The 16,017-nt window shown below is 64.2% G+C and carries 13 protein-coding genes; 5 read left to right on the top strand and 8 right to left on the bottom strand.

Features of this window, described 5'->3' with window-relative positions; all coding sequences use genetic code 11:
- Window positions 1-501 precede the first annotated feature (501 nt).
- The 4 genes from qcrB to ctaE are packed head-to-tail and all read right to left on the bottom strand — an operon-like array spanning window position 502 to window position 4,734.
- Window positions 502-2,127: a cytochrome bc1 complex cytochrome b subunit gene (gene qcrB / locus BLU88_RS11515; protein WP_092013923.1), complete on the bottom strand. Its 1,626-nt coding sequence runs from the start codon at window positions 2,125-2,127 to the stop codon at window positions 502-504.
- Window positions 2,124-3,167: a cytochrome bc1 complex Rieske iron-sulfur subunit gene (gene qcrA / locus BLU88_RS11510; RefSeq protein WP_092013920.1), complete on the bottom strand. Its 1,044-nt coding sequence runs from the start codon at window positions 3,165-3,167 to the stop codon at window positions 2,124-2,126. Before qcrA ends, qcrB begins: the two co-directional genes overlap by 4 nt.
- Window positions 3,168-3,216: 49 nt before the next feature.
- Entirely contained in the window at window positions 3,217-4,002 is a 786-nt protein-coding gene (gene qcrC, locus BLU88_RS11505) for a cytochrome bc1 complex diheme cytochrome c subunit (protein WP_092013917.1), read from the bottom strand.
- 57 nt (window positions 4,003-4,059) lie between these two features.
- A complete protein-coding gene (gene ctaE / locus BLU88_RS11500) occupies window positions 4,060-4,734 on the bottom strand; it encodes an aa3-type cytochrome oxidase subunit III (RefSeq protein WP_197678132.1) in 675 nt (224 codons plus the stop codon).
- A 179-nt stretch (window positions 4,735-4,913) separates the two neighbouring features.
- Here ctaE and trpD point away from each other — a divergent pair, with 179 nt between their 5' ends.
- Entirely contained in the window at window positions 4,914-6,035 is a 1,122-nt protein-coding gene (trpD, locus tag BLU88_RS11495) for an anthranilate phosphoribosyltransferase (protein ID WP_407922832.1), read from the top strand.
- Here the strand turns inward: trpD and BLU88_RS11490 are convergent.
- From BLU88_RS11490 to BLU88_RS11480, 3 genes are all read right to left on the bottom strand, one after another.
- Window positions 6,003-7,760 carry a DEDD exonuclease domain-containing protein gene (locus BLU88_RS11490; protein ID WP_092013911.1) on the bottom strand — a complete coding sequence of 586 codons (1,758 nt, stop codon included), beginning with the start codon at window positions 7,758-7,760 and terminating at the stop codon, window positions 6,003-6,005. The two genes, trpD and BLU88_RS11490, sit on opposite strands and share 33 nt — an antisense overlap.
- 67 nt (window positions 7,761-7,827) lie before the next feature.
- A complete protein-coding gene (locus BLU88_RS11485) occupies window positions 7,828-8,280 on the bottom strand; it encodes a hypothetical protein (protein WP_092013908.1) in 453 nt (150 codons plus the stop codon).
- Between the two features lie 28 nt (window positions 8,281-8,308).
- Window positions 8,309-9,097, bottom strand: a complete 789-nt coding sequence (locus BLU88_RS11480; protein ID WP_092013906.1) for an alpha/beta hydrolase — start codon at window positions 9,095-9,097, stop codon at window positions 8,309-8,311.
- A 106-nt stretch (window positions 9,098-9,203) separates the two neighbouring features.
- On the opposite strand from BLU88_RS11480, the gene BLU88_RS11475 reads away from it, so the two are divergent.
- Together BLU88_RS11475 and BLU88_RS11470 are read left to right on the top strand one after the other, a co-directional pair.
- A complete protein-coding gene (locus BLU88_RS11475) occupies window positions 9,204-10,034 on the top strand; it encodes a lysophospholipid acyltransferase family protein (protein ID WP_092017437.1) in 831 nt (276 codons plus the stop codon).
- Between the two features lie 242 nt (window positions 10,035-10,276).
- Window positions 10,277-10,858, top strand: a complete 582-nt coding sequence (locus BLU88_RS11470; RefSeq protein WP_025778331.1) for a MerR family transcriptional regulator — start codon at window positions 10,277-10,279, stop codon at window positions 10,856-10,858.
- Between the two features lie 191 nt (window positions 10,859-11,049).
- On the opposite strand, the gene BLU88_RS11465 is transcribed toward BLU88_RS11470, so the two are convergent.
- Window positions 11,050-11,895, bottom strand: coding sequence for a ParA family protein (locus BLU88_RS11465; RefSeq protein ID WP_092013904.1), 846 nt, complete (start codon window positions 11,893-11,895; stop codon window positions 11,050-11,052).
- 177 nt (window positions 11,896-12,072) lie between these two features.
- Between BLU88_RS11465 and BLU88_RS11460 the strand changes: the two genes are divergently transcribed.
- Window positions 12,073-15,474 carry a pyruvate carboxylase gene (locus BLU88_RS11460; protein ID WP_092013901.1) on the top strand — a complete coding sequence of 1,134 codons (3,402 nt, stop codon included), beginning with the start codon at window positions 12,073-12,075 and terminating at the stop codon, window positions 15,472-15,474.
- Window positions 15,467-15,973 carry a peptide deformylase gene (locus tag BLU88_RS11455; RefSeq protein ID WP_092013898.1) on the top strand — a complete coding sequence of 169 codons (507 nt, stop codon included), beginning with the start codon at window positions 15,467-15,469 and terminating at the stop codon, window positions 15,971-15,973. The genes BLU88_RS11460 and BLU88_RS11455 overlap by 8 nt, the downstream gene beginning before the upstream one ends.
- Window positions 15,974-16,017: the final 44 nt, after the last annotated feature.

Below are 16,017 nucleotides of genomic sequence, written 5' to 3'. Positions count from 1 at the left end.
TTCGTGAGAGGCCTTCAGCGGCTTGGGATACTCCAGGCTTCTCTGGGGGGTCGTCCGGAAGCATTCGAGGCGCAGAGCGCGGTTTTCAGAACACTACACCAGCGGGATTGTGCGCTGCGCATTCATGCTGCGGCGGGGATCGGTGCTGTTCCATCCTGAATAGAAGAGACCGAGAAGAGCGGGTGAGTCGCGCACCTTATTGCCTGGTCCGGGAGACCAGTCGCGCTGGCTGCACCTCATAGTGCCTTTGCGCACCCGATCCGCCCTACCGCCCGGATCGATACAGGGATGTGGCGTCCGCAGCCTGATTCTGGGAACGAGCGTCGAACCCTGCCAGGCGGGTGGTCGTAGCAGGGGAGCGAAGCGCAGCTGTGCCCGTCCGACGTCTGTGCTGTGAACACATTGTGATCATGCGCCCAGCGCTGCATATCCTCTGGTGAATAGACCGAGGGGCTCAGCAGTTGAACTGCTGAGCCCCTCGAATTTGTCTGAGCTGACGGATCAGTGTCCGAGCTGGTTGTTGTTCGAACCCTCGACCGCATCGTGATCGTGGTGTGAAGCTTCGAGCTCCTGCTTCGTCACCGGCGCCACACGATCTTCGAAGAAGAAGCGAGACAGACGCGCACGCAGCTTCTCCATGCCCGTGATCTTGCCATCGGCATTCGGCTCAGCCGGAACGTAAGCCGGCGACTCGAACGAGGTGAGCTTCCACAGCTTGTGCGGGGGAAGTGCCTCGTGGCGTTCGAGGAACTCACCATGCGGCAGACGGATGATGTGGGCAGTCTCCCGTCCGTGCAGAGCGATCTCCCGGTCCTTGCGCTGGAGTGCGAGGCACATGCGCTTGGTGATGACGTAGCCGATGATCGGTCCGAAGAAGAACAGGAACCGGAAGATGTAGATCATGTCGTTGAGCGACATCTGGAAGAACACCGCGATGATATCGCCCGACGCGGCCGCCCACATGTTGCAGTAGAAGATGATCCCAGCAACGCCGATCGCAGTACGAGTCGGGTTGTTGCGCGGACGATCGAGGATGTGGTGCTCCCGATGGTCCTTCTGCAGCCAGGCCTCGAAGAACGGGTAGATGAACATGACTGCGAACACGCCGCCCATGACGATCACGGCACTGTTGATGTTGAACGAGATCGGCCATCCGAAGATGTAGAACTCGAACCAGCCGGGAACAATGCGGAGGAATCCGTCGGCCCAGCCGATGTACCAGTCGGGCTGCGTACCGGCCGAAACCGGTGACGGATCGTAAGGACCGTAGTTCCAGATCGGATTGATCGTGAACAGAGCGGAGATGAGCGAGAGCAGACCGAAGATGAGGAAGAAGAATCCTCCGCCCTTGGCCGCGAACGTCGGCAGGACGGGTTCTCCTACGACGTTCTTCTCGGTGTTGCCGGCACCCGGGTACTGAGTGTGCTTGTGCACGACGACGAACATCAGGTGGATGCCGATGAGTGCGATGAGCAGAGCCGGCACGATCATGATGTGCAGAGTGTACAGACGCGCCACGATGTCGATGCCCGGGAACTCGCCGCCGAAGAGGAAGAACGAGATGTAGGTTCCGACGAGTGGCAGCGACTTCAGGATTCCGTCGATGATCCGCAGGCCGTTGCCCGACAGCAGGTCATCGGGCAGCGAGTAGCCGGTGAAGCCGGCGGCCATGCCCATGATGACGAGCAGAACGCCGACGACCCAGTTGAGCTCACGTGGACGGCGGAATGCGCCGGTGAAGAACACGCGCAGCATGTGCACGCTCAGTGCGGCGACGAAGAGCAGAGCGCCCCAGTGGTGCATCTGTCGGATGAACAGACCGCCGCGGATCTCCAACGAGATCGCCAGTGTCGAGTCATAGGCTTCGGAGATCTCGACGCCGCGCAGCGGCAGCCAGGGTCCGTCGTAGTGCAGCTCGCCCATGGCGGGCTGGAAGAAGAACGTGAGGAACGTTCCGGACAGGACGACGATGATGAAGCTGTAGAGAGCAACCTCGCCGAGCATGAACGACCAATGTGAAGGGAAGATCTTGCGACCGAACTCGCGTACGAGGACGGAGGCCCCGACGCGGGTTTCGGCGAAGTTCGCCGCCTTCCCGATGGTGGTGGTTGGCTGTGTAGTACTCATGGGTGGTTGATCTCCCAGAACGTAGGTCCGACAGGCTCAGGGAAGTCCGACTGGGCAACCAGGTAGCCTTCGCTGTCCACGGTGATGGGCAGCTGAGGAAGCGGTCGTTTGGCCGGGCCGAAGATGACCTTGCAGTGTTCCGTCACGTCGAAGGTCGACTGGTGGCAGGGGCACAGCAGGTGGTGCGTCTGATGCTCGTACAGCGCTACGGGGCAGCCGACGTGCGTGCAGATCTTCGAGTAGGCGACGATGCCGTCGTGCGACCAGTCCTTGCGGTCCGGATCCTCTTTGAGTTCCTTGGGATCGATGCGCATGAGGAGCACGGCTGCCTTGGCCTTCTCGTTGAGCGGATGTTCGCTGGCCTCTTCGTCGCCGATGCCCGAAGGTAGGACGTGGTACGCAGAACCGATGGTGACCTCTTCGGCCTTGATCGGACGCTCGGAATCCACCGACGGGATTCCGCCTACATCGCGGATGAGGCGGGTGCCCTTCTGCCACAGCGTGTTGAACATCTTGTCGCCTGGCAGCGGACCGAGGTCGCGGAAGACGAGAACCGCAGGAAGCGGTGCGATCGCCAGAGCGGCGATGAGCGTGTTGCGCAGCAGGGGGCGACGGGCGATGCCCGATTCCTCTTTGGCCTGGTGGAGGATCTCGAGCGCAATCGCCTGATCCTCTTCGCTGCCTCCGATGTCATGACGTTCGTCGATGCCCTCGTGATCGCTCATGAGGTTTTTGGCCCAGAGCACAGCGCCGAAGCCGATGGAGAACATCGCGACAGCGGCACCGAGGCCGACGAACATGTTGTGAACGCGGATGCTCTGCATCGATTCGCCCGGAGTGAACAGGAAGTAGGCCACGATGAACCAGATGGTTCCGATCATCGAGAGGATGAACCAAGCGGCTACCTGTCGTTCGGCAACCTTCTCGGCGCGTGGGTCCGAGTCGGACAGGCGCGGTTTGTGCTCGGGCAGACCTGGGTTCGTGAACCCGTTCAACTCCTCGAGCTGGCTGGCGCCCCCGGAGTGCTCTTTCGAGGTCATTGAATTCCCCGTCTATTCTCGTAATTGATGGTGAACGACACGGTCGGACTCACTTGGCCCTGGATGACAGCCACACTGTCAGACCGATGACTGCAGCAAGTCCGAAGAACCAGATGAACAGGCCCTCTGCCACTGGTCCCAGCGATCCGAGCTTGAAGCCGCCGGGGGAGGGGTTGTCCGAGACTTCCTTGACGTAGGCAATGACATCGCGCTTGTCGTCGGGAGTCAGGTTCGCGTCGTTGAAGATCGGCATGTTCTGCGGGCCGGTCTGCATCGCTTCGTAGAGGTGCTTCTCGGAGACCTCGGAGAGGTTCGGTGCGTACTTACCGCGGGTCAGCGCACCGCCGGAGCCGACCACGTTGTGGCACATGGCGCAGTTGGTGCGGAACAGACCGCCGCCGACAGCCGGGTCGCCCTTCGATGCATCAAGGTACTCGTCTTCGGGAACTGCCGGTCCGGGGCCGAGCGAAGCAACGTAGGCAGCGAGTTGAGCAGTCTGCTCTTCATCGAACTGCGGTTCCTTGACGCGTGCCTGCGGACCGTTGGCCTGCAGCGGCATGCGTCCGGTGCCGACCTGGAAGTCCACAGCAGCGGCGCCGACGCCGATGAGACCGGGTCCGGCCTTCGTGCCTTCGGCGTTCATGCCGTGACAGGTGGCGCAGTTGGCGGCGAAGAGTTTCTTGCCTTCTTCGATGTCAGAGGCGCTGGCTGTGTCGGCCTTGGCGCTCGAAGTCTGCGTGAAGAGTGCATAGGCTCCGCCGGTCAGCAGCAGTCCCACGAGGAGCAGCGCAACCAGCGCCATGGGATGTCTGCGGCGATCTGCTAGAAGCTTCACTTGATCGTCCTTTGCTTGAAGTGTTGTGAGTCCTGGGGGCCGAGCATCTCAGGCCGGCTACTGGAGCAGGTAGATGACGCCGAACAGACCGATCCAGACGACATCGACGAAGTGCCAGTAGTAGGACACGCAGATTGCGAATGTGGCTTCGTGATGACCGAACTTCTTCGCTCCGTAGGCGCGTCCGATGACGAGCAGGAAGCAGATGAGTCCGATGGTCACGTGGATGCCGTGGAAGCCCGTGGTCAGGTAGAAGACGGAGCCGTAGCCGTCGGTGCTGATGGAGATGCCCTCGCTGACGAGAGTCGCATACTCCATGACCTGACCGGAGACGAAGATCGCGCCCAGGGCGAAGGTGAGGTAGAACCACTCGACCATTCCCCATTTGGCGATGTTGAACAGCGAGCCGGTCCGCCGGGGGCGGAACCTCTCGGCTGCGAACACACCGATCTGGCATGTGAACGAAGACGACACCAGGATCAACGTGTTGCCGAGAGCATAGGGGATGTCGAGGATCTGAGTCCTCGCCTCCCACAGCTCCGGAACGACGGACCGGACGGTGAAGTACATGGCGAAGAGCGCGGCAAAGAACATCAGGTCGCTCGCGAGGAACACGATGAAGCCCACCGTGGTCACATTCGGACGGTTGACAACCGGATGTGCTGGCGCTGTTTGAGATGCAGTGGCAGTTGACACAACCCCATTATTACTCGTCTCGGGGTGAGTTTTCATCTTTTACCCAGGTTTCGAGAAAGAAATTTCTACACGACGTAGCAAAAACCGCGATCTGGTGCCGAAATCTCGTTTCGGAACCGGCTTCCGCCCGCGTGTCGAAGTCGCGATAGTATGCCGCAGGTAAGGTCCGCCCCATGTGTCGGGGCGGCGGCAGCGCCTAGTGAGAGTTCAAACGGATGACCGATTCCACGCCCATGACCACCTCGGCCGCCCAGGCGTCCGAGGCCCGCACCACGGTTCCGGCTGCCGATGTGAACTGGCCCGACCTGCTCATGGCTCTCATGCATCAGCAGGACCTCGACGGCGTTCAGGCGGCTTGGGCGATGGACCAGATCATGTCGGGCAAGACCGCCGATGTGACAATGGCCGCATTTCTCTCCGCGCACCACACGAAGGGAGAGACGGTCGAGGAGATCGCCGGCCTGGTTGCGGCGATGATGGACCACGCCGTTCCCCTGCCCGGCCTCGAAGACTCCGTCGACATCGTCGGCACGGGAGGTGACCGCGCAAAAACGGCGAACATCTCGTCGACTGCCGCCATGATCATCTCCGCGGCCGGCCAGCGGGTCGTCAAACACGGAAACCGCGCGACATCCTCGGCGTCGGGTTCGGCCGATGTGCTCGAAGCACTCGGCGTACGTTTCGACATCACCCCCGAACAGACCGGTCAGATCGCCAAAGAGGTCGGACTGGCCTTCTGCTTCGCCAACGTCTTCCACCCGTCGATGCAGTTCGTCGCAGCGGTGCGGCGCCAGATCAGCGTCCCCACCGCCTTCAACATCCTCGGCCCCCTGACTAATCCGGCTCGGGCCCGCCATACGGCCATCGGCGTCGCCGACGCTCAGATGGCGCCTCTTGTCGTCGGCACCCTGGCCAAGCGCGGGCACCAGGCCGTGGTGTTCCGGTCACGTGATGGCCTCGACGAGCTGAGCAACACCGCAGTCAACGATGTGTGGGAAGTCCGTCACGGCGAGATCGAACACACGACCTTCGACGCACTCGACCTCGGGATCGAACGCGCGACGAAGGACGATCTGCGCGGCGGCGGTCCGGATGAGAACGCCGCCATCACCCGAGCGGTGCTGGGCGGTGAGAGATCCGCCGTGCGCGACATCGTGGCGGTCAACGCCGCAGCGGCTCTCGTGGCCGCCGACGAATCGGCTGTGGGCACCTTCACCGAACGCTTGGCTCTCAAACTTGAGACCGCGGTGGAGACGATCGACAACGGCGGCGGAGCGAACAAGCTCCAGCAGCTCATCGACGTCTCACACCGGGTTGCTGAGACGAACCGCTCCTGAGCTGTGGGCGTGGCTGGTCGCTCCCTTTCGTGGCAGCGACCAGCCACGATCGTCTGCGGGGAGCACGGAGATGAGTTCGGCGGTCTCCAACCAGCCGGCCAGCAGCCGCGTCTCCTCCGGAAGTGAATCCGTCTCCTGCGGCAGCGCCCCGGGGGCAGGGACCCATTCGGCCGTCGACCTCAGCGCCGTCAGGGAGTCGTCCAGGGCGGACCGGGCCGACACATGGGCGGCACCGGCGAGCTTCCCGTAGCGGATGATCGCCAGGTCCCAGCCGGAGTCGAAACCGGGTGCCGCCGCAGTTATTTCGGGAACCCTCCGCAGCGCAGTCACCTGTTCGGCCCGGGCCGCGGTCGATACCGCCGACCGCATCGAGTCTCTGACCTCGGCGGCGGTTTCGAATCTGGCCTCACCGGACAGCCGCTGCATCCGCTCTGCGGCCGATCGCTGCAGCGACGACAGATCACCGGCGAGCAGATCGAAGACCTCACCGATGGAACTCCGGTAGTCTTCTGGATCCGTGATCCCTGTGCACGGACCGCCGCATTGACCGACCTGGGCACTCACACAGGGACGGTGGTCGCCGAGGCTGCGCTTCGTGATCGTCGCCGTGCACCTCTTGACTGGGTAGAGGGTGTCGAGGAGCTCTTTGACCGCCTGTGCGGACTTCCGCGATCGGAACGGTCCCAACGGCGGAGCAGGGGAGCGTTCGAGAGCCGAGTTCGCTCGGACCACCGACAGTCGCGGAAAGAGCTCATCGCTGAGCACGATCCACGAATTGCGCTCCGGGTTCTTCGACCGCCTGTTGTATGGCGGCGCCAGTTCGCCTATGAGGCGGATCTCACGGACTTCGGCTTCGAGCGCGTGGGCGCAGGGGAGGCAGCTGATCTCTTGTGCCGCGGTGATCATCTCGGCCATGCGGCCTCGGTTCTCCGAAGCGTTGAAGTACCCGCGCACTCGCCTGGCCATATCTCCGGACTTGCCGATGTAGAGGACACGGCGCGTGCCGTCGAGGAACATGTACACGCCGGGTTCGGAGGGAACGCCCTTGGCCAGATGGGATTTCGCCTGTCGCTTCGCCCATCCGGACTGCCGGACGGTGGACAGCTCCTCCAGAGTCGTCACACCGTAGCCGCCGAAGCGTTCGAAGAGGTGGTGGAGGAGCTCTCCCGTCGCACGAGCGTCGGAGAGCGCACGGTGATCGGGTTCGACCTGGGTGCCGAAATGAGCGGCGAGGGTCGAGAGCTTGTGGTTGCGCACCTCATCGCGGCCGATGACGCGGCGGGCCAGTGTTACGGTGTCGAGGACTGTGGGTGCCGGCCAGTGGTAGTCGAGGCGTTCGCAGGCCGAGCGGAGGAATCCGATGTCGAAGGGCGCGTTGTGGGCCACCAGCACCGCGCCGATGGAGAATTCGAGGAAGCTTGGCAGAACCGAGCTGATCGACGGCGCGTCATCGACCATCGCATGAGTGATGCCGGTGAGTCGGGCGACGAATGGGCTGATCACCGAGTGTTCGGGTTTGACCAGGGTCTGGAATTCGCCGATGACTGCGCCGCCGCGTGTCTTGACCGCACCGATCTCGGTGATCTCCGACTGCCCGGCTCGGGTGCCCGTAGTCTCGAGGTCGACGATGACGAAGGTGACGTCTGACAGGGGAGTGCCGAGACTGTCGAATGACAGCTGAGTGTTGTGCAGTGCGCTGGGAGCGCGGTCGAACGGGACGGTCATGATGTTCAGTCTCTCAGGTGACGCTGACACGAGCAGACAGCGTCGTTCGCACCGAAGGTCCGGTCGTTCACACCGAGGATCCGTCGCCGTCGTCGGGTGAACGATGGTTCGGCAGGTGGAAGAACAAGCCGATCGCGCCGCCGATGCCGACGGCCAGGCCGATGAGCAGGTACCAGCCCGGCAAGGGGCGGAAGAAGATGACGCCGATGAGCAGGAGCACGACGGCGCCGAGAGCTGCCGCCCAGGACAGCACCAGGGTGGGCGAAGCGGTGCGCCATCCGATCGGTTCGGCCGGTCCGGGCTCCCAATGCTCGGCGTCCTCGAGGGCGTCGCGAACATCCTCGGCGGGGATGTCACCCATCGTCGCCGAGGGCTCGGCGATCTGCCGGACGAGGTCGTCCCACTCCTCGTCGCTGATGCGTGATCGGTCGTGTCCGATCCTCTCGGGATCGGGAACGTCTCGTCGCCAATCCTCCCGGCCCTCGTCGTCGGGAGTCGAAGCGCTGCCGTCGTCGTTCATATCTGTTCCAGCAATTCCTCCGACCGAGCTATTCCCCGGTCTCCGACGGGAAAGGGACAGTCGCCTCGGTGCGGACTGCCTGGAGGACCGCCTCGGCGATGGTGTTCGCATCGAAATCAAGCGTCGCCACATGTCGGGATCGGCGCAGAGCGACGGTGCGCGGCGGGTGCTGAAGGTCCGAGCGCAGCGCACGCAGCGTTCGCGGGCCCACAACATTGTCCTCTCCGGAGATCATGGCGGTGACGGGGCAGTCGATCTTCCACAGATCTTCGCGCACGATGCTCAGCGCGCGATGGAACGTGGCCATGGGAGCCAACGGTGTCCGGTCGTAGGCGTACTCGTCGCGGTCCGGGTGGGCGATGTCTCCGCCGATGGACGGAATCGTGCGGACGAAATGCTTGAGCACCGGCAGCAGGGGAGCGAAGGGGGAGTCGACGTAAAGAGCGGGGTTGACGACGATGACCTCGTCGGGCGCGCCCTCGGCCGAGGCCAGAGCCAGAGCCAGGGCCCCGCCCATCGACAGACCGGCGACGACGACCCGGTCATGGTCGGCCTGCAGTCGGCCCAACTCCGTGCGCGCCTCGCCGAGCCAATCGGCCCAGCCCGTGGCGATCATGTCCTGCCACGTGGTCCCGTGACCGGGCAGCAGCGGAACGCTGACGTCGATGCCCTCATCCGCGATCGCTCGTGCGATCGGCACCCAGGAGACGGGAGAACCGGTGATCCCGTGCAGGAACAGGACCGCGGCAGATGAGCCGCCACCGAGGCTGCGGTAGGCGGCCGTCGGATCCTGCCTGAGTGTGAAATCGATCTCCATGGTTCCAGCATGGCACGATTGTGACGTCGGTGGACTTCGCTGTTCACGGTTCTTCTCGATATATGATTGCCGAGGACGACAAAGAGTCGTAGTCGGAAGGGTGCGCGTGTTCTACTGGTTTCTCAAGCGAGTCCTTGCCGGACCCATCCTGCGCATCCTCTTCCGTCCGTGGGTGCGCGGCGTGGACAATCTGCCGGCCGAGGGTCCAGCGATCATCGCGGGAAACCACAACCACTTCATGGACTCGATCTTCGTCCCGCTGCTCGCGCCGCGCCCAGTCGTGTACCTGGCGAAGAAGGACTACTTCACGGGTCGCGGAATCAAAGGCGCGGTGACCCGCTGGTTCTTCAAGCTCAACAATCAGCTGCCCATGGACCGCGGCGGCGGTTCGGGATCTCAGGCTTCGCTCGAATCGGGCCTGAAGGTCCTCCGGGAGGGTAATTCGCTGGGCATCTATCCCGAAGGCACGCGGTCGCCCGACGGGAAGCTCTATCGGGGACGCACCGGCATCGCTCGTCTCGTCCTCGAGTCCGGTGCCCCGGTGGTTCCCGTGGCGATCATCGGCACGGACAAGCTGCAGCCTGCCGGCCGCCTCGTCCCCAAACTCCGGCGTGTCGGGGTCGTCTTCGGAACGCCCATGGACTTCTCGAAGTACTCAGGTCTTCCGGTCGACCGTTTCATGCTGCGGTCGGTCACCGACGAGATCATGTACGAGATCATGCGCCTGTCCGGTCAGGAATACGTAGACACCTATGCGTCGACGGTCAAGACGAAGCTGCTGACGAGCGCGAAGCCGAAGAAAGCGGACCCCGAGAAGGACGCGGCGAAGGGTCGCGATGCCGCGAAGGACAAGGGCAAGGATGCCGCGAGGTCGCAGAATTGCGCAGACGGGAACGAACCGGAATCGGGCAGCGAGAGCCAGTCGACTTCGGCCTGATCGGCCCGCCACATTCTGCGGCCGGCCGCCTGAATGACATCCATGTGACATGTTCGAATACTGCGGTAACGGCGACACGCGGAAATTGTTACATCGAGGTGTTTGTCCTGGCCGGGGCGGCAGAATAACTTGGAGTTGTTGAATCCCACTGTAGGTTCGCTGGGAAGAGGGCTAGAATGGCTATGTTCTCGGTCCTTCCAAGCGACCTTCGCTTCCCCCAGGGACTTTAAGGAGGAGTCGGTGTGAACCGCTCAAGTCATGAAAGCGTCGACATGACGCCGATGCCGTCAGCGGCCCAAGGGCTGCTGTTCGATGATGATCTGCCCGTACTCGATGAAGAGGCCGGCTACCGCGGTCCCACCGTCTGCAAGGTCGTCGGCATCAGCTACCGTCGCCTCGACTACTGGGCGCGCACCGATCTGGTGACCCCGTCGATCCGCAATGCGACCGGATCCGGCAGCCAGCGTCTCTACAGCTTCCGTGACATCCTCGTCCTCAAGATCGTCAAGCGGCTCCTCGACACCGGCGTCGGACTGCAGTCGATCCGTACAGCGGTCGAACACCTGCGTTCCCGCGGCGTCGAGGATCTCTCTCAGATCACGCTCATGTCCGATGGCGCCAGCGTCTTCGAGTGCACGTCACCCGATGAGGTCGTCGACCTCCTCCAGGGCGGGCAGGGCGTATTCGGCATCGCCGTCGGTCGAGTCTGGAACGAAGTCGAAGGCACGCTCTCCGAGTTCCCGAGCGAACGCATCCCCGAAGACGACGCGGCGCTCGAGGCCATGGACGAACTCGCCGCCCGTCGCGCACGTAAGTCCGGCTGATACCCGGCAGAGAACTCACACCACCACCGAGGCGGTCCGCTCAGTTCGAGCGGACCGCCTCGGTTTTCGTCCCCGCTGTGCTGATCGCGAGGACGTGACGTTCTCGGATGGCTGCGAAAACAGATCTGCCGTCGCGAACCTGAGTTCGCGACGGCAGTCGAATCGATGCTGGGGAGGCGGCGGCTAGAGAGTCATTTCTTCTCGGACTGCTGAGCACCGTTCTTCGCCGGGGCGACACCACGCCGACCGCGGATGTTCTCCGACCGCAGCGCACGTTCGAGCAGAGCGTCGAAGGACCCGGAGACTTCCTCGGCGGGCTTGCCGGGCCAGGAGTGGATCGGACGCGCCGACCCCTGAGCCTGCTGCAGGACAGCGCGTTCGGCCAGAGGCGGATTGAGCACGAGCGGACCGAACATCTCACGCATCTCCTGGATGCGATAGTCATGCTCCGTCGAACCGGCACGCACTCGGTTGACGACCAGGCCGAGAGGCTGCAGGTCGGAGGCGCCACGCTGCCTCAGCTCATCCGTCGCACGCAGGGCACGGTCGGCAGCGGCGACGGAGAACAGGCTGGGCTCGGTCACGACCGCGACCCGATTGCTCGCCGACCACGCAGTACGGGTGAGACCGTTGAGGCTGGGCGGACAGTCGATGAGGACGAGTCGGTAGCCTTTGGCGATCCGAGTCAGGGCATCTTGGAGCCGACGCAGATAGCGCTCGGACAGCGAAGGCCGATCGAATTCTGCGGCTCGCGGAGAACCGGAGATCACATCGAGGTGGCCGAGCCTGTCGCCGACCCACCCGGAGGGGATGATCGCCTCGGACAGGATCTTCTGGGACTTCGGAGCAGCGAGCACATCGGCGATGTCGACACGCGTCGAGGTCGGCACATCGAGGCCGGTCGACGAGTCCGCCTGCGGGTCCATGTCGACGACCAGGGTGGGAATTCCCCTGTTGTAGGCCGCCGATGCCAGACCGAGCGTCACGGATGTCTTACCGACTCCGCCTTTGAGGCTGCTGATACTTAGGACAAGCACCCTCCTACGTTAACGTATCGGCGGCTGCCGAGCCGTGCCGACCACGCCGAGACTCACGTCTCAGTCCAAAGTGCACCCCCCGGTCGCAGAGGTGTTCCAGGTCACTTAGTAGAGTATGTTCCCGACAGCTTGTCGAACAGTCGCCCAGTGCGGCCGATACAGAAGTGAGAGACACCTATGTTCTCTAAAGTTCTTGTGGCCAACCGCGGAGAGATCGCCGTCCGCGCGTTCCGTGCCGCCTATGAGCTCGGAGCCTCCACAGTCGCAGTCTTCCCCTACGAGGACCGCAATTCCGAACACCGCATGAAGGCCGACGAAGCCTACATGATCGGCGAGGAGGGTCACCCTGTCCGCGCATACCTCAGCGTCGAAGAGATGCTGCGGGTGGCGAAGGAAGCCGGCGCCGATGCCATCTACCCCGGCTACGGTTTCCTCTCCGAGAACCCCGATCTGGCACGCGCCTGTGCCGACGCGGGCATCACCTTCATCGGGCCCAAGGCCGATGTGCTCGAACTCGCCGGAAACAAAGTCCAGGCGCTGGCAGCCGCACGCAGCGCCGGCATCCCGGTGCTCGACTCCACCCGCCCCTCGGCCGATATCGCGCAGCTGCTCGCCGATGCCGAGTCGATGGAATACCCCCTCTTCGTCAAGGCCGTCGCCGGCGGCGGCGGACGCGGAATGCGCCGCGTGGCACAGGCCTCGGATCTCGAGGACGCTCTCAAGGCCGCTATGCGTGAAGCCGAAGGTGCTTTCGGCGATCCCACGGTCTTCATCGAACAGGCCGTACAGCGCCCCCGTCACATCGAGGTCCAGGTTCTGGCCGACAACGACTCGAACGCCATCCACCTGTTCGAACGCGACTGCTCGGTTCAGCGCCGTCACCAGAAGGTCGTCGAGATCGCTCCGGCTCCGAACCTTGATCCCGAGATCTCTGCCGCACTGCACGCAGACGCCCTGAAATTCGCGAAGGCTCTGGGCTATCAGAACGCCGGCACCGTGGAGTTCCTCCTCGAAACGGACGGCCCGCGCGCCGGAAAGCACGTGTTCATCGAGATGAACCCGCGCGTCCAGGTAGAGCACACTGTGACCGAGGAGATCACCGATGTCGACATCGTGGCATCGCAGATGCGCATCGCCGCCGGTGCCAGCCTCGAGGAGATCGGCCTGCGCCAAGACGAGATGCGCATCAAGGGTGCCGCCCTGCAGTGCCGCATCACCACCGAGGATCCCGCGAACTCGTTCCGTCCCGACACGGGAACCATCACCGCCTACCGCTCTGCCGGAGGTGCCGGCGTGCGCCTCGACGGTGGAACCGTGCACGCCGGCGCCGCCGTCAGCCCCCACTTCGACTCGATGCTCGTGAAGCTGTCGTGCCGCGGCCGCGACTTCGCTCAGGCCGTCGGCCGTGCCAAGCGCGCCCTGGCCGAGTTCCGCATCCGCGGCGTGTCCTCGAACATCGGATTCCTGCAGGCCGTCCTCGACGATCCCGCATTCGTCGCCGGCGACCTGTCCACCTCCTTCATCGAAGAGCGCCCGCAGCTCTTCGACGCCCGAGTGAGCGCCGACCGCGGCTCGAAGCTGCTCGACTACCTCGCCGATGTCACGGTCAACCGGCCCCACGGCGAACCGGGTCTGCGCATCCGCCCCGGCGACAAGCTGCCGAGCATCGACCTCTCCGCGGCCCCCGCTGCGGGCAGCCGCGACCGCCTCGCCGAGCTCGGGCCCGAGGGCTTCGCCCGCGCACTGCGCGAACAGACCGCTCTGGCCGTCACCGATACGACGTTCCGCGACGCCCACCAATCTCTTCTCGCCACCCGCGTGCGCACCCGTGACCTGCTGGCAGTGGCCGGTCATGTGTCCCGGATGACGCCGGAGCTGCTGAGCATCGAGGCCTGGGGCGGTGCCACCTATGATGTGGCGCTGCGTTTCCTCGGGGAGGATCCCTGGGAGCGTCTCGAGGCACTGCGCGAAGCCGTGCCCAACATCAACCTGCAGATGCTCCTGCGCGGACGCAACACCGTCGGCTACACCCCGTACCCGACAGAGGTCACCGACGCCTTCGTCGATGAGGCTGCTCGCACAGGCATCGACATCTTCCGCATCTTCGATGCCCTCAACGACGTCGAGCAGATGCGCCCGGCGATCGAGGCCGTGCGCGGAACGAACACGTCGCTGGCCGAGGTGGCCCTGTGCTACACCTCCGACATCCTCGACCCGAGGGAAGAGCTCTACACCCTCGACTACTACCTGCGCCTGGCCGAGCAGATCGTCGACGCAGGGGCTCATGTGCTCGCCATCAAGGACATGGCCGGACTGCTGCGTCCCGCCGCCACGGCCAAGCTCGTGACGGCTCTGCGGGCGAACTTCGACCTGCCCGTCCACGTCCACACGCATGACACCGCGGGCGGACAGCTGGCCACCCTCTATGCTGCGGCTTCTGCCGGTGCCGATGCCGTCGATGCCGCCTCGGCGGCCATGGCCGGAACAACGAGCCAGCCGAGCCTCTCCGCCCTCGTCGCCGCCTTCGAGAACACCGACCGCGACACGGGCATCAGCCTCGACGCCGTCAGCGACCTCGAGCCCTACTGGGAATCGGTGCGCAAACTCTACGCGCCCTTCGAGTCCGGACTGGCCGGACCGACCGGTCGCGTCTACCGGCATGAGATCCCTGGTGGCCAGCTGTCGAACCTGCGTCAGCAGGCCGTGGCACTGGGACTGGGGGAGCGGTTCGAAGACATCGAGCACATGTACGCGGCCGCCGATTCGATCCTCGGCCACCTCGTCAAGGTCACCCCGTCCTCGAAGGTCGTCGGCGACCTGGCTCTCCACCTCGTCGGCGCCGGAGTCGCACCGGAGGAGTTCGCGGAGAACCCGGACAAGTTCGACATCCCGGACTCGGTCATCGGATTCCTCAACGGCGACCTCGGAGACCCTCCGGGCGGATGGCCGGAGCCGTTCCGCACGAAGGCCCTGGCCGGTCGCTCCGCCAAGCCGCTCGTCGAGCACCTCGAACCCGCGGATGCACAAGCGCTGGAGACCCCGGGCCGGGACCGGAAGGACAAGCTCAACGAGCTGCTGTTCCCCGGGCCCACGAAGGAGTTCCAGACGATGCGCTCGAACTACGGCGACCTCTCCGTCGTCGAGACCTCCGAGTACCTTTACGGACTCGCCGGCGGCGAAGAGCACGCCGTGGAGCTGGCGAAGGGCAAGAACCTGCTCATCGGCGTCCAGGCCATCGGCGGAACAGACGAGCGCGGAATGCGGTCGGTCATGTTCACCCTCAACGGACAGCTGCGTCCTCTGCAGGTCCGCGACCGGTCTGTCGAAAGCGAAGTCAAGACCGCGGAGAAGGCCGATCCGAACAACAGCGGCCATGTCGGCAGCCCGTTCGCCGGTGTCGTGACCATGCAGGTCCATGAGGGCGACAAGGTCGCCGTCGGCGACACCGTTGCCACGATCGAAGCCATGAAGATGGAAGCGACGATCACCACGCAGACGGCGGGAACCGTCTCCCGTGTGGCCATCGCCGACGTCCAGCAGCTCGAAGGCGGAGACCTCGTCGTGGTGATCGATGCCTGAACGCGAGATCCGGCTGTGGGGCGACCCCGTGCTGCGCAGCAAGTGTGAGCCGGTGACGGTCTTCGACGAACACGTCGAAGCACTGGCCGCCGACCTCGTCGACACCGCACGGCCCGAGGGCCGCGCGGCCGTCGCCGCCCCGCAGATCGGCGTCGGTCTGCGGGCTTTCGGATACGACCTCGACGGCCGCACCGGCTATGTCATCAACCCGGAGATCGTCGAACTCGGAGGACAGCAGCGAGATATCGAAGAAGGCTGCCTCTCCGTCCCCGGACTGTTCTTCCCCACCCCGCGCTTCGAGTTCGCTCGGGTGCGCGGGGTGGATGCGAAGAATCAGCCCATCGAAATCGAAGGTTCGGAAGTCTTCGCCCAGATGCTCCAGCACGAAGTGGGCCACCTCGACGGGCAGGTCTACATCCAGGCCCTGCCCTCCGAGCGCCGGAGAGAAGCCATGAAGGCGATCCGCTCGGCTGACTGGTTCCTCGCACGGATGACCTGAGCGGATCGATTCGCCTACCATCAACTCGCACACCGTCGACCAGA

This window comes from Brevibacterium siliguriense (assembly GCF_900105315.1).
Classification (GTDB): Bacteria; Actinomycetota; Actinomycetes; order Actinomycetales; family Brevibacteriaceae; genus Brevibacterium; species Brevibacterium siliguriense.
The sequence above is the reverse complement of the archived record's forward strand: the minus strand, read 5'-3'. Positions and strand labels throughout refer to the sequence as shown.